This window comes from Pseudomonas sp. A25(2017), from assembly GCF_002001065.1.
GTDB lineage: Bacteria > Pseudomonadota > Gammaproteobacteria > Pseudomonadales > Pseudomonadaceae > Aquipseudomonas > Aquipseudomonas kilonensis.
Window position 1 is genome coordinate 1 of sequence record NZ_MUOA01000070.1, and the last position, 20,767, is coordinate 20,767.

20 protein-coding genes are annotated in these 20,767 nt (G+C 61.1%); 12 read left to right on the forward strand and 8 right to left on the reverse strand.

Features of this window, described 5'->3' with window-relative positions; all coding sequences use genetic code 11:
• Positions 1 to 856: DUF808 domain-containing protein (locus B0E42_RS17285; protein ID WP_077506906.1), on the reverse strand; the 856-nt coding region annotated here is incomplete at its 3' end.
• A gap of 131 nt (positions 857 to 987) precedes the next feature.
• Between B0E42_RS17285 and B0E42_RS17290 the strand changes: the two genes are divergently transcribed.
• On the forward strand, positions 988 to 1,596 hold the full coding sequence (locus B0E42_RS17290) for a TetR/AcrR family transcriptional regulator (protein ID WP_046065644.1): 609 nt from the start codon (positions 988 to 990) through the stop codon (positions 1,594 to 1,596).
• A 133-nt stretch (positions 1,597 to 1,729) separates the two neighbouring features.
• On the opposite strand, the gene B0E42_RS17295 is transcribed toward B0E42_RS17290, so the two are convergent.
• Positions 1,730 to 2,188 (reverse strand): transposase, encoded by a 459-nt coding sequence (locus tag B0E42_RS17295; protein ID WP_077506907.1) that lies wholly within the window; start codon positions 2,186 to 2,188, stop codon positions 1,730 to 1,732.
• 215 nt (positions 2,189 to 2,403) lie between these two features.
• Entirely contained in the window at positions 2,404 to 2,838 is a 435-nt protein-coding gene (locus B0E42_RS17300) for a heme-binding protein (RefSeq protein WP_077506908.1), read from the reverse strand.
• 268 nt (positions 2,839 to 3,106) lie between these two features.
• On the opposite strand from B0E42_RS17300, the gene gcl reads away from it, so the two are divergent.
• From gcl to B0E42_RS17345, 9 genes are all read left to right on the forward strand, one after another.
• A complete protein-coding gene (gene gcl / locus B0E42_RS17305) occupies positions 3,107 to 4,882 on the forward strand; it encodes a glyoxylate carboligase (RefSeq protein WP_018604654.1) in 1,776 nt (591 codons plus the stop codon).
• A 125-nt stretch (positions 4,883 to 5,007) separates the two neighbouring features.
• Entirely contained in the window at positions 5,008 to 5,802 is a 795-nt protein-coding gene (gene hyi, locus B0E42_RS17310; protein WP_077506909.1) for a hydroxypyruvate isomerase, read from the forward strand.
• A 116-nt stretch (positions 5,803 to 5,918) separates the two neighbouring features.
• The gene (locus tag B0E42_RS17315; protein ID WP_077506910.1) at positions 5,919 to 6,809 is read left to right on the forward strand and encodes a 2-hydroxy-3-oxopropionate reductase; all 891 of its coding nucleotides are present in this window, start codon (positions 5,919 to 5,921) and stop codon (positions 6,807 to 6,809) included.
• A gap of 151 nt (positions 6,810 to 6,960) precedes the next feature.
• Positions 6,961 to 8,241: a glycerate kinase gene (locus B0E42_RS17320; protein ID WP_077506911.1), complete on the forward strand. Its 1,281-nt coding sequence runs from the start codon at positions 6,961 to 6,963 to the stop codon at positions 8,239 to 8,241.
• Positions 8,231 to 9,646: a pyruvate kinase gene (pyk, locus tag B0E42_RS17325; protein WP_077506912.1), complete on the forward strand. Its 1,416-nt coding sequence runs from the start codon at positions 8,231 to 8,233 to the stop codon at positions 9,644 to 9,646. The genes B0E42_RS17320 and pyk overlap by 11 nt, the downstream gene beginning before the upstream one ends.
• 191 nt (positions 9,647 to 9,837) lie before the next feature.
• Positions 9,838 to 10,752 (forward strand): urea transporter, encoded by a 915-nt coding sequence (locus B0E42_RS17330; protein ID WP_077506913.1) that lies wholly within the window; start codon positions 9,838 to 9,840, stop codon positions 10,750 to 10,752.
• Positions 10,753 to 10,772: 20 nt separating this feature from the next.
• Positions 10,773 to 11,597 (forward strand): ion transporter, encoded by an 825-nt coding sequence (locus tag B0E42_RS17335; protein WP_077506914.1) that lies wholly within the window; start codon positions 10,773 to 10,775, stop codon positions 11,595 to 11,597.
• A gap of 93 nt (positions 11,598 to 11,690) precedes the next feature.
• Positions 11,691 to 12,689 carry a sulfate ABC transporter substrate-binding protein gene (locus B0E42_RS17340; RefSeq protein ID WP_053182310.1) on the forward strand — a complete coding sequence of 333 codons (999 nt, stop codon included), beginning with the start codon at positions 11,691 to 11,693 and terminating at the stop codon, positions 12,687 to 12,689.
• Between the two features lie 306 nt (positions 12,690 to 12,995).
• Positions 12,996 to 14,195, forward strand: a complete 1,200-nt coding sequence (locus B0E42_RS17345; RefSeq protein ID WP_018604668.1) for an MFS transporter — start codon at positions 12,996 to 12,998, stop codon at positions 14,193 to 14,195.
• 60 nt (positions 14,196 to 14,255) lie between these two features.
• On the opposite strand, the gene B0E42_RS17350 is transcribed toward B0E42_RS17345, so the two are convergent.
• From B0E42_RS17350 to B0E42_RS17365, 4 genes are all read right to left on the reverse strand, one after another.
• Positions 14,256 to 14,447: a PLDc N-terminal domain-containing protein gene (locus tag B0E42_RS17350; protein WP_014339608.1), complete on the reverse strand. Its 192-nt coding sequence runs from the start codon at positions 14,445 to 14,447 to the stop codon at positions 14,256 to 14,258.
• 71 nt (positions 14,448 to 14,518) lie between these two features.
• Positions 14,519 to 15,049, reverse strand: a complete 531-nt coding sequence (locus tag B0E42_RS17355; RefSeq protein ID WP_018604671.1) for a hypothetical protein — start codon at positions 15,047 to 15,049, stop codon at positions 14,519 to 14,521.
• Positions 15,050 to 15,240: 191 nt separating this feature from the next.
• Complete coding sequence (locus tag B0E42_RS17360) at positions 15,241 to 15,759, reverse strand: ankyrin repeat domain-containing protein (protein WP_018604674.1); 519 nt, start codon at positions 15,757 to 15,759, stop codon at positions 15,241 to 15,243.
• 94 nt (positions 15,760 to 15,853) lie between these two features.
• Positions 15,854 to 17,692 (reverse strand): long-chain-acyl-CoA synthetase, encoded by a 1,839-nt coding sequence (locus tag B0E42_RS17365; protein WP_077506915.1) that lies wholly within the window; start codon positions 17,690 to 17,692, stop codon positions 15,854 to 15,856.
• A gap of 354 nt (positions 17,693 to 18,046) precedes the next feature.
• On the opposite strand from B0E42_RS17365, the gene B0E42_RS17370 reads away from it, so the two are divergent.
• Positions 18,047 to 18,325, forward strand: coding sequence for a DUF3509 domain-containing protein (locus B0E42_RS17370; protein WP_003204481.1), 279 nt, complete (start codon positions 18,047 to 18,049; stop codon positions 18,323 to 18,325).
• 911 nt (positions 18,326 to 19,236) lie between these two features.
• Here the strand turns inward: B0E42_RS17370 and B0E42_RS17375 are convergent.
• On the reverse strand, positions 19,237 to 19,890 hold the full coding sequence (locus B0E42_RS17375; RefSeq protein ID WP_018603135.1) for a thiopurine S-methyltransferase: 654 nt from the start codon (positions 19,888 to 19,890) through the stop codon (positions 19,237 to 19,239).
• Positions 19,891 to 19,994: 104 nt separating this feature from the next.
• Here B0E42_RS17375 and B0E42_RS17380 point away from each other — a divergent pair, with 104 nt between their 5' ends.
• Positions 19,995 to 20,762, forward strand: coding sequence for a class III extradiol ring-cleavage dioxygenase (locus B0E42_RS17380; protein WP_077506916.1), 768 nt, complete (start codon positions 19,995 to 19,997; stop codon positions 20,760 to 20,762).
• Positions 20,763 to 20,767: the final 5 nt, after the last annotated feature.

Genomic DNA, 20,767 nt, shown 5'->3' on the forward strand with positions numbered 1-20,767 from the left:
CCCCCGCGACAATCCCCGCCACCGCATTGAGCAACATCGGCACGATAAACCCGGCGCCACCGGCGCTGGCCGTCACGCCTTCGATCCAGTGATGCACCGCCGGCACGCCATGGGTCAGGATGCCACCGCCCACCAGGAACATCGCCGCGGTGCCGATCACCGACAAGCTTTTCATCATATAGGGCGCTGCGCGCAGGATGGCCCCGCCGATGCTTTTGGCTACCTGTCCTGGCTTCTGCGTCAACCAGAGCCCCAGGTCATCGAGCTTGACGATGCCTGCCACCAGGCCGTACACACCGACGGTCATGACAATCGCAATGCCCGACAGCACGATCACCTGTTGAGTCAGCGGCGCATCGGCGACGGTGCCGAGGGTGATGGCAATGATTTCCGCCGACAGAATGAAGTCGGTGCGCACCGCGCCCTTGATCTTGTCCTTTTCGAAGGCCACCAGATCGACCGCCGGATCGGCCACTGCCTCGACCAGTTGCGCATGTTCGGCCTGATCTTCGGCCTTGCTGTGAAGGAACTTGTGGGCCAGTTTTTCGAACCCTTCGAAACACAGGTAGGCGCCGCCCACCATCAACAACGGTGTCACCAACCAAGGAACGAAGGCGCTGATCGCCAGCGCCGACGGCACCAGGATCAATTTGTTGATGAACGACCCCTTGGCCACCGCCCACACCACCGGCAGTTCCCGCTCGGCACGCACACCTGACACCTGCTGGGCATTGAGCGCCAAGTCATCGCCGAGCACACCGGCGGTTTTCTTGGCGGCCATTTTGGTCATCAGCGCAACATCGTCGAGCACGGTGGCGATATCGTCGATCAGTACCAGCAAACTGCTTCCGGCCATGAAGGGGCTCCTTGAATAATGATGCCGCGAAGCATACCGCGAGCCGTGGTGCCTTGGGGCATTCTTGAGCGCCGCGCGAGGCCGGTGCTACCATGCGCCACCGCCAGAACAGGCAAGGAACCCCTGGGTTTATGAGCACTATCCGCGAGCGCAACAAAGAATTGATCCTGCGTGCCGCCAGCGAAGAATTTGCCGACAAGGGCTTCGCCGCGACCAAGACCAGCGACATCGCGGCCAAGGCAGGCCTGCCCAAACCCAACGTCTACTACTACTTCAAATCCAAGGAAAACCTCTACCGCGAGGTCCTGGAAAGCATCATCGAGCCGATTCTCCAGGCTTCGACACCGTTCAACGCCGACGGCGTGCCCGGTGAGGTGCTGAGCCACTACATCCGCTCCAAGATCCGCATCTCCCGCGACCTGCCCTTCGCCTCGAAAGTCTTCGCCAGCGAAATCATGCACGGCGCCCCCCACCTGAGCCCCGACCTGGTAGAACAACTCAACGCCCAGGCCCGGCACAACATCGACTGCATCCAGACCTGGATCGACCGCGGCCAGATCGCCCCCATCGATCCCAACCACCTGATGTTCAGCATCTGGGCCGCCACCCAGACCTATGCCGATTTCGACTGGCAGATCAGCGCCGTGACCGGCAAGGCCAAGCTTGATGAGGCGGATTACGAAGCGGCGGCGCAGACGATTATTCGGTTGGTGTTGAAGGGGTGTGAGGTGGATCGCTAGGCTCAGGACCGAGTCGCCGCCTTCGCGAGCAGGCTCGCTCCCACAGGGTTCTGCTGTGAATATAGATTCTGCGAGCAGCCTAAATTCCTTGTGGGAGCGAGCCTGCTCGCGAAAGCGGCAACTGGATTTCAAGTCAAACCCAAATGGCATCCCACAGCGGATAGTCGCCAAGCCGCTTCACCAGACCTGCCCGCAACGGGTTGGCGACGACATAGCGAGCCATTATTTTCAGATCTTCTTCCCGCCGCAGTGCTCGGTCATGAAATCCTTGCTGCCAAAGGCTGACTTTACTGTCCAGGCGCAGATTTACAGCCTTGGTACTCAATGATTTGGTCCTTTGCATCAGCTCACTCAGAGATCCCCTGCGCAACTCGATCAACCAATGGAAATGATCCGGCATAACAACCCAGGCCAATGAGTCGGCCCGGCCTTGTTCCTGAGCCTTTCGAAATTGCTCAACGACCAGTCTACCCAGGACAACGTCCTTAAAAACTGGTGCGCGGCTAAATGTGTTGGTGGACAGTAAATAGATCCGGCTGGACTCGGCATAGCGGCCGAGGCGCAGTCTATGTGAAGCAGGTGAAACAGGCATTCCTTGCCCCTTTGATGATTGAGTCATAAAGAAGGCTAGACCCGTGGATGCCTGGATGGGAGGCAGACTTTTAGCTGAATGTGTCTGCTAGATTGCTATCGCGAGCAGGCTCGCTCCCACAGTGTGAATTTGCAGTGTCTGCAGAATATGCCCCCACCGCCGCCCTCTTGTGGGAGCGAGCCTGCTCGCGATAGCAAAGGCTCAGTCAGTACAAATCAAGCCCCCGCATCCGCCCTCAACCGCAGCGCCTCCACCGCCCTGACCGCCACCTGCTCATCCACATCCGAAACATCACCACTGACACCAATCGCCCCCAGCACCTTCCCATCCTGATCCCTGATCAACACCCCACCCGGTGCCGGTACGACGTTGCCCTGCCCCAGCCCGTTCAATGCCGCGAAAAACGCCGGGCGTTGCTGGGCGTCCTGGGCCAGCAGGCGTGAGCCTTTGCCCAGGGCGATGGCGCCCCAGGCCTTGCCGATGGCGATCTGCGGGCGAAGCAGGCTGGCGCCGTCTTCGCGCTGCAAGGCAACCAGGTGCCCGCCGCTGTCCAGGACCGCGACGGTCAGGGGCGCAGCGCTGATTTCACGACCGGCGGCAAGGGCTTGCCCGGCCAGGTTGACGGCGATTTTCAAGGTTAGAACGCTCATGGGTGCTGTCCTTCTTTTGTTATGGGAGAGCCTTGTGGGCTTCACTTTCAGCAAAACCGAACACAACAAATAGAACACAACAATACATATTTTTGTATACAATAATTTTCACAAAGCACCTTAATCGATGGAAGGCCGTAGCAAAACCTGGCCTTCCGACGAATGAAACAGATGCTTGAGGAAATGGATTGACCTGCGCCGTTTACCGTGAATACACTCTGCGCAAAGCAATTTGTATACAATTACAAAACGTAATAGGCACAAAATAATGAGCAAAATGAGAGCAATCGAAGCCGCCGTTCTGGTAATGCGCCGTGAAGGCGTGGACACCGCCTTCGGTATCCCGGGTGCCGCGATCAACCCGCTGTACTCCGCCCTGCAGAAGGTGGGTGGCATCGATCACGTCCTTGCTCGCCACGTTGAAGGCGCCTCGCACATGGCTGAGGGCTACACCCGCACCAAGGCTGGCAATATCGGCGTGTGCATCGGCACCTCGGGCCCGGCCGGCACCGACATGGTGACCGGGCTCTACAGCGCCTCGGCCGATTCGATCCCGATCCTGTGCATCACCGGGCAAGCCCCCCGCGCCCGTCTGCACAAGGAAGACTTCCAGGCTGTGGATATCACCAGCATCGTCAAACCCGTGACCAAGTGGGCAACCACCGTGCTGGAGCCCGGCCAGGTGCCGTATGCCTTCCAGAAGGCGTTCTTTGAGATGCGCTCCGGCCGTCCGGGCCCGGTGCTGATCGACCTGCCGTTCGACGTGCAGATGGCCGAGATCGAATTCGACATCGACGCCTACCAGCCACTGCCCCTGGCCAAACCCGCGGCCAACCGCGTGCAGATCGAGAAAGCCCTGGCGATGCTCAATCAGGCTGAGCGTCCGTTGCTGGTGGCCGGTGGCGGCATCATCAACGCCGATGCCAGCGAACTGCTGGTGGAGTTCGCCGAACTGACCGGCATTCCCGTCATCCCTACCTTGATGGGCTGGGGCACCATCCCCGACGATCACCCACTGATGGTCGGCATGGTCGGCCTGCAAACCTCCCATCGCTACGGCAACGCCACCTTGCTCAAGTCGGACGTGGTGCTGGGCGTCGGCAACCGCTGGGCCAACCGTCATACCGGTTCGGTGGACGTCTACACCGAAGGCCGCACGTTCATTCACGTGGACATCGAGCCGACCCAGATCGGCCGCGTCTTCACGCCCGACCTGGGTATCGTCTCCGATGCCGCCTCGGCCCTGACGGTGTTCATCGAAGTGGCCCGTGAATGGCAAGCCGCCGGCAAGCTGAAAAACCGCGACGCCTGGTTGCAAGACTGCCAGCAACGCAAGGCCAGCCTGCAACGCAAGACGCATTTCGACAATGTGCCGGTCAAGCCACAGCGCGTGTACGAAGAAATGAACCAGGTGTTCGGCAAGGACACCTGCTACGTCAGCACCATTGGCCTGTCGCAGATCGCCGGGGCGCAGTTCCTCCACGTCTACAAGCCACGCCACTGGATCAACTGCGGCCAGGCCGGGCCGTTGGGCTGGACCATTCCGGCCGCGCTGGGGGTGGTCAAGGCCGATCCGAGCCGCAAGGTCGTGGCGCTGTCGGGCGACTATGACTTCCAGTTCATGATCGAAGAGCTGGCGGTGGGTGCGCAGTTCAAACTGCCCTACATCCATGTCGTGGTGAACAACTCCTACCTGGGCTTGATTCGCCAGGCCCAGCGCGGGTTCGACATGGACTACTGCGTGCAGCTGTCCTTCGACAACCTCAACGCCCCGGAACTCAACGGTTATGGCGTGGATCACGTTGCCGTGGCCGAAGGCCTGGGATGCAAGGCCCTGCGGGTGTTCGAACCGTCCGGCATCCAGCCGGCCCTGCGCCAGGCCCAGGCGATGATCGAGGAATTCAAGGTGCCGGTGATCGTCGAGATCATCCTGGAGCGGGTGACCAATATTTCCATGGGCACCGAGATCAACGCCGTCAATGAATTTGAAGATCTGGCGCTTGTGGGCAACGATGCACCGACTGCCATTTCGCTACTCGACTGACCTGTGGGAGCGGGCTTGCTCGCGAAGACGGCTTCAGATCCAACAAAGATGTCGGCTGATACACCGCTTTGGCGAGCAAGCCCGCTCCCACAGAGGGGTTTGCCAAATACTTACAGGAGACCACCATGCCGCGTTTCGCCGCCAACCTGTCCATGCTGTTCACCGAGCAGGATTTTCTCGCCCGTTTCGAAGCCGCCGCCAAGGCCGGTTTCAGTGGTGTCGAATACCTGTTTCCTTATGACTACAGCTCCGCCGAACTCAAGGCCTTGCTCGACGCCAACGGCCTGACCCAGGTGCTGTTCAACCTGCCGGCCGGTGACTGGGCCAAGGGCGAGCGCGGCATTGCCTGCCTGCCGGACCGGGTCGAGGAGTTCCGCGCCGGTGTCGACCTGGCCATCGCCTACGCCCAGGTGCTGGGCAACACCCAGGTCAACTGCCTGGCCGGGATTCGCCCGCAGAACTGCAGTGAAACCCTGGTGGAGAAAACCTTCGTCGCCAACCTGAAATACGCCGCCGAGAAGCTGCAGGCCAACGGCATCAAGCTGGTAATGGAAGCCATCAACACCCGTGACATTCCCGGCTTCTACCTGAACAACACCGCCCAGACCCTGTCGATCCGCGAGCAGGTGGGCAGCGCCAACCTGTTTCTGCAGTACGACATCTACCACATGCAAATCATGGAAGGTGACCTGGCCCGGACCCTGCAATCGCACCTGGGCGAGATCAACCACGTGCAACTGGCGGACAACCCAGGCCGCAACGAGCCGGGCACGGGCGAGATCAACTATCGCTTCCTGTTCGAACACCTTGACCGCATTGGCTACACGGGTTGGGTCGGCTGCGAATACAAGCCGCTGACCACCACCGAAGCGGGTCTGGGCTGGCTGAAAACCTTGTGGGAGCGAGCCTGCTCGCGATAGCGGAAGTCCAGCCAGCATCTTTGTTGAATGTAGAGCCGCCATCGCGAGCAGGCTCGCTCCCACAAAAAAACGTCTCCCATTTGCTTGAAGCAATACAAAAACAAGAGGATTTCCCCATGGCTAAAATCGGATTCATCGGCACCGGCATCATGGGCCACCCCATGGCACTGAACCTGCAAAAGGCCGGTCACAGTCTGTTCCTGTCCCAACACCATGACCCGGCCCCGACCGACTTGCTGGCGGGTGGTGCGGTGGCGCTGGCCAACCCGAAGGAAGTGGCCCAGGAAGCCGAGTTCATCATCGTCATGGTCCCGGACACGCCGCAGGTCGACGACGTGCTGTTCCGCGCCGACGGCGTGGCGGCGGGTGTGGGCGCGGGCAAGGTGGTGATCGACATGAGTTCGATCTCCCCCACCGCCACCAAGGTGTTCGCGGCGAAGATCAATGAAAAAGGCGCGCAGTACCTCGATGCACCGGTGTCCGGCGGAGAAGTCGGCGCCAAGGCCGCGACGCTGAGCATCATGGTCGGTGGCGACAGCGCCGCCTTCGAGCGTGCCCTGCCGCTGTTCCAGGCCATGGGCAAGAACATCACCCTGGTGGGCGGCAACGGCGATGGCCAGACCGCCAAAGTGGCGAACCAGATCATCGTTGCCTTGAACATCCAGGCGGTAGCCGAAGCGTTGTTGTTCGCCTCGAAAAACGGTGCCGACCCGGCCAAGGTCCGTGAAGCGCTGATGGGCGGTTTCGCTTCGTCGAAGATCCTCGAAGTGCACGGCGAACGCATGATCAAGGGCACCTTCGACCCGGGCTTCCGCATCAGCCTGCACCAGAAGGACCTGAACCTGGCCCTGCAAGGCGCCAGGGAACTGAACATCAACCTGCCCAACACCGCCAACGCCCAACAAGTGTTCAGCACCTGCGCGGCCATCGGCGGCAGCCACTGGGATCACTCGGCGCTGATCAAGGGGTTGGAGCACATGGCCAATTTCTCCATCCGCGACAACTGACACACCAAAACCCCCTTGTGGGAGCGAGCTTGCTCGCGAAAGTGATCGATCTGCCAATGAAGTATTGACTGACACACCGCCTTCGCGAGCAAGCCCGCTCCCACAGGGGTCTGCGTTGCCCTTCAAATAACAAGAATCCCGGGAGCCCGCCATGTCGGTCGATCCGCAACAACTGCTGCGCGAGCTGTTTGCCACAGCCATTGACGCGGCCCATCCGCAACACGTCCTTGAACGCTACCTGCCCAGCGACCGCAGCGGCCGAGTGATCGTCATCGGTGCCGGCAAGGCCGCGGCGGCCATGGCGCAAGTGGTCGAGCGCTGCTGGCAGGGCGAAGTCTCTGGCCTGGTGGTGACCCGCTACGGCCATGGCGCGCCCTGTCAGAAAATCGAAGTAGTGGAAGCCGCCCACCCGGTGCCTGATGCCGCCGGCCTGGCCGTGGCCCAGCGGGTGCTGGAAATGGTCAGCAACCTCAGCGAAGACGACCGGGTGATCTTCCTGCTGTCCGGCGGCGGTTCTGCCCTGCTCGCCTTGCCCGCCGAAGGCATCACCCTGGCCGACAAGCAATCGATCAACAAAGCCCTGCTCAAATCCGGCGCGACCATCGGCGAGATGAATTGCGTGCGCAAGCACCTCTCGGCGATCAAGGGCGGGCGCTTGGGCAAGGCCTGCTGGCCGGCGACGGTGTACACCTATGCGATCTCCGATGTGCCCGGGGATCTTGCCACGGTCATTGCCTCCGGCCCTACCGTGGCCGACCCCAGCACGTCGGCCAAAGCCCTGGCGATTCTCCAGCGCTACCAGATCGAGGTGCCAGCCTCGGTGCGCAACTGGTTGCACAGCCCGGCATCGGAAACCGTCAAGCCCGGCGACCCGAGCCTGGCCCGCAACCACTTCCAATTGATCGCCCGCCCCCAGCAGTCATTGGAGGCCGCGGCAGTGAAGGCGCGCCAGGCCGGTTTCAGCCCGTTGATCCTCGGCGACCTGGAAGGCGAATCCCGGGAGGTGGCGAAAGTCCACGCTGGCATCGCCCGGCAAATCGCCCTGCACGGCCAGCCACTGGCGGCGCCGTGCGTGATCCTCTCCGGCGGCGAAACCACCGTCACCGTGCGCGGCGACGGTCGTGGCGGGCGCAATGCAGAATTCCTGCTGAGCCTGACCGACAGCCTCAAGGGTCATCCCGGCATCTACGCGCTGGCCGGCGACACCGACGGCATCGACGGTTCCGAAGACAACGCCGGTGCCCTCATGACCCCGGACAGCTATCGCCGCGCCGCCGCGCTGGGCCTGTGCGCCAGCGACGAGTTGGACAACAACAATGGCTACGGCTACTTCGCCGCCCTGGATGCGCTGATCGTCACCGAACCGACCCGCACCAACGTCAATGACTTTCGCGCCATCCTGATCCTCGAGAACCCCGAACATGACGCCTGATAAAAAGGTCAAGATCCTCGCGACCCTCGGCCCCGCCACCCGCGGCATCGATGACATCCGCGCGCTGGTACAGGCCGGCGTGAACATCTTCCGCCTGAACTTCAGCCACGGCGAGCATGCCGACCACGCCCAGCGCTACCAGTGGATTCGCGAGGTCGAGCAGCAGCTCAATTACCCGCTGGGCATCCTGATGGACCTGCAAGGTCCGAAGCTGCGGGTCGGCCGGTTCGCCGACGGCAAGGTCCTGCTGCAACGGGGCCAGGCCCTGCGTCTGGACCTGGACCCGACGCCCGGCGATCAACGCCGGGTCAACCTGCCCCACCCGGAAATCATCGCGGCCCTGGCGCCCGGCATGGACCTGCTGCTGGACGACGGCAAGTTGCGCCTGCGTGTGACCGCCAGGCACAGCGACGCCATCGACACCGAGGTGCTCAACGGCGGCGAGCTGTCGGACCGCAAAGGCGTGAACGTGCCCCAGGCCGTGCTCGACTTGAGCCCGTTGACGGCCAAGGACCGGCGCGACTTGAGTTTCGGCCTGGAGCTGGGCGTGGACTGGGTGGCATTGTCGTTCGTCCAACGCCCCGAGGACATCCGCGAGGCCCGGGCGCTGATCGGCGACAAGGCGTTCCTGATGGCGAAAATCGAGAAACCGTCGGCGGTGGCCCAACTGCGGGAAATCGCCGAGTTGAGTGACGCGATCATGGTTGCTCGCGGTGACCTGGGTGTCGAAGTCCCGGCCGAGAGCGTGCCGCAGATTCAGAAGAACATCATCGGCACCTGCCGCGCCCTCGGCAAACCGGTGGTGGTGGCGACCCAGATGCTCGAGTCGATGCGCTTCTCCCCGGCGCCCACCCGCGCCGAAGTCACCGACGTGGCCAACGCCGTGGCCGAAGGAGCCGATGCGGTGATGCTGTCGGCGGAAACCGCTTCCGGGGATTACCCCCTCGAAGCCGTGCAGATGATGAGCAAGATCATCCGCCAAGTGGAAAACGGCCCCGACTACCAGGCGCAACTGGATGTCAGCCGGCCAAAAGCCGAGGCCACGGTGTCGGATGCGATCAGTTGCGCGATCCGTCGCATCAGCAACGTGCTGCCAGTGGCGGTGCTGGTGAACTACAGCGAATCGGGCAGCTCCAGTCTACGGGCGGCGCGGGAACGGCCGACGGTGCCGATCCTCAACCTCACACCGAACCTGCAGGCCGCTCGCCGCCTGACGGTGGCCTGGGGCGTGCACTCGGTGGTCAACGATCGGTTGAAGCAGGTGGATGAAGTCTGTTCCACCGCCCTGGAAATCGCCCAGGCCCAAGGCATGGCCCAGCGCGGCGATACCTTGCTGATCACCGCGGGCGTGCCGTTCGGGCAGCCGGGGTCGACCAATTCGTTGCGCATTGAGACGCTGATCTAATTTTCTGTGACCAGAGTTGTTTCTGTAGGAGCTGGCGAAGCCTGCGATCTTTTGATCTTGATCGTTCGCTCTCGACTCAATGGGTAGGGGGAAGATCGCAGCCTCGTTGCACTCGACAGCTCCTACACCGCTCCTACACAGCTCCTACGGGGCTATCTCTGGCCACAGTGCTCTCTTACCTCTGACCCATCATGCCCAACCATTCTTCCACCACCCACTGCCCCGACTGGGCCACCGCCCTGCTCAACGGCTTCAGCCAGATCTTCCTCCAGCGCCATCCGTTGTGCGGCCTGCTGTGCCTGCTGGCGATCCTGCTCACTGCGCCCGCCCTGTTCGGCGGTGCGTTGCTGGGCGGGGTGGCCGGGTTGCTCACGGCCCAGCGACGCGGTTACACCAAGGCCGACCGGCAAGCCGGGCTGTTCAGCTACAACGGCATCCTGCTGGGCTTGTTGCTGAGCCTCGCGTTGCCCTGGTCCGTCCTGTTGCCACCGTTGATCATCGCCGCAGGCGGTCTCAGCGCGATGCTGACCCAGCAATGGCTCAAGCGCAGCCGAGGCCCTCGATGCCTGCCCGCCTACACCGCGCCTTTTGTAGGGTTGGCTTGGCTGCTGATGAGTTTCACCCTGCCGCCGCCCCCAACCACCACGATTGAAATGACGATACCCAACCTGCTGACCGCGCATTTGAGCGGGCTGGGCCAGGTCATGTTTCTCGGCCATCCGGCGGCCGGTGCGCTGATCGCGGCGGGCCTGCTGCTGTCCGACCGTCGCGCTGCCGGTTGGGCATTGTTCGGTTCCGCCGCCGGCCTGGCCTTCGCCTTGTCGCAACATGAAAACGTAACCGCTCTTTGCGGCCTTGGCGGTTACAACCCAGTGTTGGTGGCCCTGGCCCTCAGCCAACAACGCCGCCAACCCTGGCTGCCACTGGCGGGCATTCTCCTGGCGGTCATGCTTGCCCCTGGTTTTATCGCCCTCGGCCTGCCTCCCCTGACGGCACCGTTCATCCTCGCGTGTTGGCTGATCCAGGCCAGCGGCCGGGCGTGGCGCCAGGCCAGCCTCGACAGCGCGCCTTGCGCTCTGCAGGGCAATCGCCCTAGGCTTCGCTGATTCCGGTTCAGGCGACGATTATGCAAAGCAGCAACAATTGGCGCGAACGCCTCTACGTGATCATTTTCCAGACCGACACCGTCGCCGGCCGGCGCTTCGACAGCACCTTGCTGTTGATCATCCTCGCCAGCCTGGTGATCGTGATGCTCGACAGCATCGACAGCGTGCACAAAAACTACGCGGCCCTGCTGGCCGCTATCGAGTGGGGCTTCACCTTCATCTTCATCGTCGAGTACGGCCTGCGCCTGTACTGCTCGCCCAAGCCGCTGCGCTATGCCTTCAGTTTCTACGGGCTGGTGGACCTGCTGGCGATCGTGCCAGGGATCCTGGCGCTGTACTACAGCGATGCCCAATACCTATTGATCATTCGGATCATCCGCATGCTGCGGATTTTCCGTGTGCTCAAGCTCAGCCCTTACCTCAAGCAGGCCAACTACTTGATGGCGGCGCTGCGGGGGAGCAAGCAGAAAATCATCGTGTTCCTGGTCAGCGTCTCGACCCTGGTAACGGTATTCGGCACGCTGATGTACGTCATCGAAGGCCCTGGGAATGGCTTTACCAGCATCCCCAAAGGCATCTATTGGGCTATCGTGACACTGACCACGGTGGGCTTCGGCGACATCGTGCCCAAGACGCCACTGGGCCAGGTGGTGTCATCCCTGGTGATGATCACCGGTTACTCGATCATCGCCGTGCCAACGGGTATTTTCACGGCTGAACTGGCCACGGCCATGCGCGGCGACCAGCTCCAGCACGATTGCCCGGTGTGCAGCAAAAACAACCACGAACACGGTGCCGCTTTCTGCTCCCGTTGTGGCAATGCGTTGTTTAAGAAATTGGAATAAGCAAAGCACTTTTTGATGCTTGAAGGTCTATAGGCTTGCAGCTAGTGTGCTGGCTAATTGCCCGGAACCCCCGTTGATAAAAAGGAATTCGCAGTGAAGAACTTCTTTGGCGCCTCTCTTCTCGCCGTCGGCCTGACCTTTGGCAGCCTGGCCCACGCCGCCCCGACCCTGCTCAACGTTTCCTACGACGTGATGCGCGATTTCTACAAGGACTACAACACCGCCTTCCAGAAACACTGGCAGGCCGAGCACAACGAAAACATCACCGTGCAGATGTCGTTCGGCGGCTCCAGCAAGCAGGCGCGTTCGGTGATCGACGGGCTGCCGGCGGATGTCATCACCATGAACATGGCCACCGACATCAACGCCCTGGCGGACAACGGCAAACTGGTGCCCGAGAACTGGGTCACCCGCTTGCCGAACAACAGCGCGCCGTTCACCTCGGCCACGGTGTTCATCGTGCGCAAAGGCAACCCGAAAACCTTGAAAGACTGGCCCGACCTGCTCAAGGACGGTGTGCAGGTGATCGTGCCCAACCCGAAAACCTCCGGCAACGGTCGCTACACCTACCTCTCGGCCTGGGGTTACGTGCTGAAAAATGGCGGTGACGAGAACAAGGCCAAGGCCTTCGTCGGCAAACTGTTCAAGCAGGCACCGGTACTGGACACCGGCGGTCGCGCCGCGACAACCACCTTCATGACCAATCAGATCGGCGACGTGCTGGTGACCTTTGAAAACGAAGCGGAGATGATCGCCCGCGAATTCGGCCGCGACCAGTTCGAAGTGATCTACCCGAGCGTGTCCGCCGAGGCCGAGCCACCGGTCAGCGTGGTCGACAAAGTCGTCGAGAAAAAAGGCTCCCGCGAAGCCGCCGAGGCCTACCTCAAGTACCTGTGGTCGCCCGAAGGCCAGGAAATCGCCGCTGCCAACTACCTGCGCCCACGGGACCCGGCGGTACTGGCCAAATACACCGACCGCTTCCCGAAAGTCGACTTCCTGTCCGTGGAAAAAACCTTCGGCGACTGGCGCACGGTGCAGAAGACTCACTTCAATGACGGTGGGGTTTTCGACCAGATCTACAGCGGGCAATAAGGTAGAACAAGCTGTACGCGAGCCTGTGGCAAGGGGATCTGTGGGAGCAAAGCTTGCTCGCGATGAAAACAGCACGGTGCCTCTGGAACCGAGGTGCCTGTATCGCGGGCAAGCCTTGCTCCCACACAGGCTGGCCCCGACCACCAAGCTTTGGTCCAGAGATCCCCTTGCCACAAAATCTTCCCAGCTTCCTTGTGCGCCCCATCATCAACTGCAAGCATGACTGATATCAATCGCAAGCCCTGTTCCAGGGCCCCCTAACGCTTTAGCCTCGCGCCATCTTTCCTGTTCACTGACGAGATTGCCATGAGTGCTCATTCCCCCACGCCCGGCAGCACCTTGACCCGCGGCATGGTCCTGCTCTTCGCCTTCTGCTGTGGCGCCATCGTCGCCAACATCTACTACGCCCAACCCATCATCGAACTGATCGCACCCGACGTCGGCCTGAGCAGCACCATGGCCAGCCTGATCGTCTCGCTGACCCAGATCGGTTATGCCCTGGGCCTGTTTTTCCTGGTGCCGTTGGGTGACTTGCTGGAAAACCGGCGGCTGATGATCATCACCACCGTGGTGGCGATCGCCAGTTTGTTAGGGGCAGCGTTCACCGATCAACCGAACGTATTCCTGCTGGTTTCGCTGTTGGTGGGGTTCAGCTCGGTGTCGGTGCAAGTCCTGATTCCGCTGGCTGCACACCTGGCGCCGGAGGAGACCCGGGGCCGGGTCGTGGGTGGGATCATGGGCGGCCTGCTGCTGGGGATCCTGCTGGCGCGGCCAGTCTCCAGCGTGGTGGCCGATCACTTCGGCTGGCGGGCCATGTTCATCATCGCCGCCGCGTTGATGGCCGCCATCAGCATCGTCCTGGCACTGACCGTGCCCAAGCGCCAGCCTGACCACAGTGCCTCTTATGGCCAACTGCTGGGCTCGCTCGGCACCCTGCTGCGCCAACAACCGCTGCTGCGGCAACGGGCGTTCTACCAGGCTTGCCTGTTCGCCACGTTCAGCCTGTTCTGGACCGCCGTGCCACTGGAACTGTCACGCAACCACGGCCTGTCCCAGACTGAAATCGCCTTGTTCGCCCTGGTCGGTGCCATTGGCGCCATCGCCGCCCCCATCGCCGGTCGCCTGGCGGATGCCGGCCATACCCGCAACGCCTCGTTGCTGGCGATGTTGTTCGCCAGCCTGAGTTTCCTGCCGGCGTTCATCCATCCGCTGTACAGCGTGATCGGCCTGGCAGTGACCGGCGTGGTCCTGGATTTTTGTGTGCAGATGAACATGGTCCTGGGCCAGCGCACCATCTATGCCCTCGATGCCAAGAGTCGCAGCCGGCTGAATGCGCTGTACATGACCAGCATCTTCGTCGGTGGCGCCTTCGGCTCATCGATTGCCAGTGCGGTGTACGAACACGGCGGCTGGTTGTGGGTGGTGATCGTCGGCAGTGCCTTCCCACTGTTGGCCTTGCTGCGCTTCTTGAGCACCTCGCGCAAGCCGTCCCTGGCCACGGCCTGAAGACCCCACGCCTAAAAAAGCCCGGTCGCCTTCAGCGCCCGGGCTTTTGGGTGGAGCGTGTCAAATCCGCACGTTGCCACGCGGTCCGGCAATCGCCCAGATGATCAGGCCCAGTACCGGCAACAGCAGGATCAGCAGCACCCAGAGGATTTTCATCCCGATTTGCGCGCCACTCTTGAGTACATTGATGATCGCCCAGATATCGAGCGCCAGGATGATCAGGCCGACCAGGCCGTTGAAAGTGGAACCCATGGTGTCGCTCCCAAATGGTGATGTGCACCCTTAGGATAGCGGGCGCCAGGCAAGGGTTCCGTTTTATTGCTTCAGACGTGGACCGCGACCTTGAGGGCTTCCAGGGCCGGCGCGGCGGTGATGCCGACTTCGGCACACAACTCCAGCACCCGCGGCACGTCGTTGCCGTACACCAGCACCATTTGCAATTCATCGTCGAGCAATTGGCTGAAGTTCATCAGCACGTAGCCGCCGTTTTCCTTGTTCAGGCTGCTCATCTGGATCTGGATGCGGTTCAGCGCGGTCAGGGCTTCGGTCTTCGCCAGTTGCTTGGGCTTGAGGTTGAACGCCACGCCGGGGCCGAACGAGGCGACGATCTGTTCGAACAGGTCCACGTAGGTGTCGGCCTGGAACAGCACGGTGTCCGGCAGGCTGCCCACCACTACCCACTCACCCAACGGGATGGGGAACGTGTCGTCGTAGTTGATATCGGGGTTGGCCGCCAGGAAAACCGTCGGATCGGCGTAGGCCTGGGCCGCTTCGTCAGCGATTTTCGCGATGTCCGCCTCGCCGAGGCAGCCAGAGCTGATTTTACCGATGAGTTCGATGAGGGCGGCTTTCATGGGGTGAATCCTGTGGCGAAGGGTGTTTTGAGGGCGGGCAGGATAGCGCATTCGCATGCAGATTAGGATTGGAGAAGGACCTGTGGTGAACGAGCATTTTGTGGGAGCAAGGCTTGCCCGCGATGAAAACAACGCGGTCTCTCTGGAACCGAGGTGCCTGTATCGCGAGCAAGCTTTGCTCCCACAGCCTTTCAGCCCAACAACTTTTCCAACTGCGCCGTGGTGTCCACCGCGCCCATGGTCTTGGCGGCATCGAGGGCCGAGACGCCGTTGGCATCCTTGGCTTTCGGGTCGGCGCCTTTGCCGATCAGGTAGTCGACGATTTCCACGCGGTTGAACATCGCCGCCATCATCAGCGCGGTACGGCCATCGAAAGAGGCGCCTTCCACTTGCGCGCCGCCATCCACCAACGCCGAAACCACTGCCAGGTCGCCCTTGAACGCCGCGCCGGCAATCGGGCTCTGGCCGTTGTCGTTGCGGATTTCCGGATCGGCCTTATGCTCCAGCAGCACTTTCACCGTTTCCACATGCCCGTGGTAAGCGGCCAGCATCAACAAGGTGTCGCCCTTGTGGTTACGCAGGTTGGGTGGCAGGCCCTTGCTCAGCAACGCGGCCATCATGGCCGCATCACCCTGGCGTGCGACGTTGAACACCTGCTCGGCAAACTCCGCAGCCTCTTCCGGGGTCATCTGGCGGCTTGTATCGGACATGGGAAACTCCACTCGGGTCTTCGCAAAGCGGCTAGTTTCCCGAGGGACCCGGGCGCTGTCATCCCTTTTTTCACTGTGCCCGTCATAGTCAGAATCAATAACGCAATTGTCCGCCCTGAATCCGAACGGCCAGCTGCCGATCCACCCGCACGTAAGTATCGGTGCCCGGCAGCCAGGCGAAGATCGGCTCATCCCCGGTGACGCATGGGTCGAACGCTTCGGCCTTGAGGCGAGTCTTCTGGTACTTGAAGGTGCCGGTGGTGTCCATTTTTACCTTGATACGCAGGAACAGCGGCACGGCATAGGCAGGCAGCTTGCCTTGCAAAAACTGCAACAACTCGCTGAAGTCCAGGGTCGCCAGGGATTCGGACGGAGTGATTGCCGCCATGCCGGCACGGCCATTGGTGCCATTGATCTCCACGCCATAAGCCACTGCCTCGGCCACCTGCGGATGTTGCAGCAGCACATTTTCGACTTCCGTGGTGGAGACGTTTTCGCCTTTCCAGCGATAGGTATCGCCGAGTCGATCAACGAACTGCCCATGCCCGAAACCAATGTTGCGCAACAGGTCTCCGGTATTGAAGTAACGATCACCCGGCGCAAAGACATCCCGGCAGATGGTTTTTTCGGTCAAGGCCTGATCGGTGTAGCCATCCAGCGGCGCCTTCTCGTCGATCCGCGCCAGCAACAGGCCCGGTTGGCCCCTGGGCACTTTTTGCATGCGACCTTGCAGGTTGCGCAACGGCAGGCCGCTGGCATGGTCGTACTGCACCAATTCCCAGCCCATCAGGGAAAACCCGACGGTGTTGTCGAAATTCAGGATATTGGTGAAACCGATATTGCCGTCGCTGGCCGCATACAGCTCACAGATGTGGTCGATGCCAAACCGGGTCTTGAAGGTCGACCAGGCACCGGGCCGCAGACCGTTGCCGATCATTTTCTTCACACCGTGGTGACGGTCATCGGCAGCGACAGGCTGGTCGATCAGGTAGCGGCACAACTCACCGACATACCCCAGCGTGGTCGCCCGATAACGGCGTACGTCGTTCCAGAACTGGCTGGCGCTGAACTTGCGCCGAATCGCGAAGCCCGATGCACCACAGATCGCTGCGCCCCAGCACACGCACAAGCCCGTGGCGTGGTACAGCGGCAACGTGCAATACACGACATCGTCGGGCTGCATGTCCAAGGCGATCAGGCCGAAGCTGGTGGACGTGCGCATCCAGCGACCATGGCGAAACACCCCAGCCTTGGGCAGCCCGGTGGTGCCCGAGGTGTAGAGATAAAAACACGGGTCGTTGCAGAACACCTGCTGGCTGCTCGCCGGGTTATCGCTTGGGTAATCTTCGCTGCCAGCCATCAAGTCGATGAAACCGGACGGGGCATCGGACGGGATATCGGCGCTGTCCTGATCCGCCAGCCACCAGGTCCTGCTGCTCGATAGAGTGGTTCGCTCTCGTATGTCGTTGAAGGCCGCGACCCGTTCATCCCCCACCACCACCGCGACCGGGTTGACCAGGGCCAGGCTGTGCACCAGCGCGTCGCCGGTTTGCGAGGTGTTGAGCATGGCACTGACCGCGCCAACCTTGGCCATCGCCAGCACGCTGATCAACAGCTGTGGCCGGTTCTCGATGAATATCGCCACGCAATCGCCCTTGCCGATGCCCTGGGCCAGCAGGTAATGGGCGATGCGATTGGCCTGCGCGTTGACCTGTGCATAACTCAACACCGTAGCGCCGCACAGCAGTGCCGGGCCCTGGGGATTGCGTTGCGTGGCCTGCTCGAAACACCAGCCCAGGCCGCAAGGCTGGGTCGGGTCCTGGACGTTGGCCAGCTTCATGCCTTTGACGATCCGGGGGACGGCTCTGGCAATGGCTGGCAGCTTGCGCAGCATCATGCCCCAGGTAATCGCGTCGCTGGGTGTACGACTCATGGTGATCTTCCCCGTTCGACCTCGTGGGTCTCGGTTCTTGTTATCGGGCAGGAGGTGATTTGGCTCGAAAGTACGCTGGCAATTGCGGCGCTGTACACGCGGTTTTTGCAATGTTTTGTATCCGCTGCCCGAGACAGGCGAAGCGTGAGCGCCGCAAAACGATTTGGTTCCAAAAATCATTGCCCGACCACGCAAAATGCAGGATGCACGATGGCGATTCATGCAAGATGCACGAAATCAAAAATACAGCAAAAACATAACTATCTGTTTTTAAAGGATTTTATATAAAGCCAAATGCTGGCACAGACAGTGCAACCTCTTCTCCACGGTTTGCCATACATGGAGCAGTCAACTATGAACATGATTCAAGAAAAGTTTGCGTCCCTGTTTTCCAACTACGAAGTGACCACCCAGCCCCGCCCGGATGGCGGCATTTTGCTGACCTTGCGTAATAGTGACGGCAAGCTGTTCAAACGCACGATTTCCTATGCTCAATTGCATGCGGGGGATCAGTTGTCCTGGGCGATCAGTGCGATTCGTCGTGACCTGGCTGAACAGGCTAGCGAGTTGCCACAGATCACCTTGTTGCAGAGCCAGCATCGGTTTGCTTTGCCGACTTACCATAGCGCGTGATTTTGCTGGAAAAACGCGGTGCTGCTTGCTAAAAAAAACGGCGCTTCTTTCAGAAATGGGAAGCGCCGTTTTTTTTTGCGCCTTCTTTTGGGGTGTGTATATCCGTTTCTTCGGTAACGGCTGCTGACGGTTCCGCTCTTACAGCGGCTCACTTTTGAGAAGCGCAAAAGTAAGCAAAACGCTCCTGCCCCACCACTCGGCACCTCGCCTAGGCTCGGTGTGCCCTCACTCCACAATGCCTGCGTTCGGCCAGCGTGGTTAACGGGGCGCCGAGATCAACGTCCACCGCGAGGCGGCCTAACAGCCGACCTGGCTCTCCCGGTCGTACACACGTTAGATCTGTGGGAGCAAAGCTTGCTCGCGATGGCGGTGGCTCAGTCACATGGATGTTGGGTTTGCTGGCCTCATCGCGAGCAAGCTTTGCTCCCACAGGGGATTTGGGTGTTCATGAGTCTTGTGTTCACTGCAGCCCCATTGTGGGAGCGAGCCTGCTCGCGATAGCGGTGGCTCAGCCACATAGATGCCGGCCTGAGCCCCCTGCTCTTGCTCTTGCTTTAGATCTTGATCTAGGGCGCCCCGTTAACCACGCTGGCCGAACGCAGGCATTGCGCAGTGGGCATCCCGGCATGGATGCCGGGATAGCCGCGCTGGGCCATGGATGGCCCTTCGCGGCGGGCCCACGGAGCAATGCCGGAGTGAGGGCATGCCGAGCCTAAGCGAGGCACCGAGTGGTGGGGCAAAAGCGTTTTGCTTACTTTTGCGCTTCTCAAAAGTGAGCCGCTGTAAGAGCGGAACCCTAAGCCGCCGTTACCGCAGCAACGGATATGTACTCGATCAACAAAATCCAGGCCACCTGTCAGGCCGCCATCGGGAGCGAGCATGCTCCCGATGGCGTCAGCACAACCACCGCTTCAACCTCTGGACAGCCGATAAACACGCTCATCCAACCGTTTCACACCCGCCTGCAAAAACTTCCAGCTCTCCCCCAGTACATCCTGCTCCTGCAACACCTCCAACTGCCAGACACCTCCCAGCAGCCGCTGCACCTCATCATCCCCGACGGAAAACGGCGGGCCAGGCATTTCATCCTGGTTGTAATCCAAGGTAATCAACAAGCCGACCCCATCGGGCAAGATCTTCTGCAGATGAGCCGCGTACCGTTCCCGCATCGGCACGGGCAACGCGATTAATGCAGCGCGGTCGTACAGAGCCGTGCAATCGGCCACATCCTGCGGGTCCAGGGCAAAGAAATCACCGCAGCGAATCTCGATATCACCGGCACGGAACACCCTGAAAGCGCCCTCTTCACTCACAACCGCCTCAAGCTGATGCTCAAGGAAAAAATCCGTGGCGGCTTTTTCCGACAATTCCACGCCCAACACCGAATAGCCCTGATGAGCAAGCCACAGCAGATCCAGGCTTTTGCCACACAACGGCACCAGCACCCGACTGCCCTGGGCCAAGCCCAATTGCGGCCAGAAACGTTGCAGGTAGGGGTTCACCTCTGGCAGGTGAAAACCAATCTGGTTCGATGACCAGCGCTTGTGCCAAAACTCGGGCTCCATGATTCGCTCCAAAAAAATCGATCAAAACGGGCTAAAACTTATATTAGATTTAGATCATTGACCTGACGGAAGATGACTCCATCTTAACGCTCAGGAGTCCCTTCATGCTGCCCAGCCTGTTTATCTCCCATGGCTCACCGATGCTCGCCCTGGAGCCCGGCGACAGTGGTCCGGCATTGGCTCGCCTGGCCGCTCAATTGCCCAAGCCCAAGGCCATCGTCATCGTGTCCGCCCACTGGGAAAGCAACGAACTGCTGGTCAGCGCCAATCCGCAGCCGCGCACCTGGCACGACTTCGGCGGCTTTCCACCAGCCCTGTATGAGGTGCAGTACCCCGCGCCTGGCGATCCTCAACTGGCCACGCAAGTCGCAGCCATGCTCAACACCGCGCATCTGCCGGCACGCCTCGACCCTCAACGGCCGTCCGACCATGGCGTCTGGGTGCCATTGTCTTTGATGTACCCCGAGGCCGACATCCCGGTGGTGCAGGTTTCCCTGCCCAGCCGCCAGGGACCGACGTTGCAGACACAGGTCGGCCAGGCCCTCGCGAGCCTGCGTCAGCAGGGCATCTTGCTGATCGGTTCCGGCAGCATCACCCATAACCTGCGCGACCTGGACTGGAACGCCGGCCCCAACAGCATTGAGCCCTGGGCCAAGGCCTTTCGCGATTGGATGGTTGAGACGCTGGCGGCCGACGACGAGGCCGCGCTGCATGATTACCGTCGCCAGGCGCCGAACGCCGTGCGCAGCCACCCCAGCGATGAGCACTTGCTGCCGCTGTATTTTGCCCGGGGTGCCGGGGGCAAGTTCAGCATTGCCCATGCGGGGTTCACGATGGGGACGCTGGGGATGGACATCTATCGGTTCGACTGACTGAT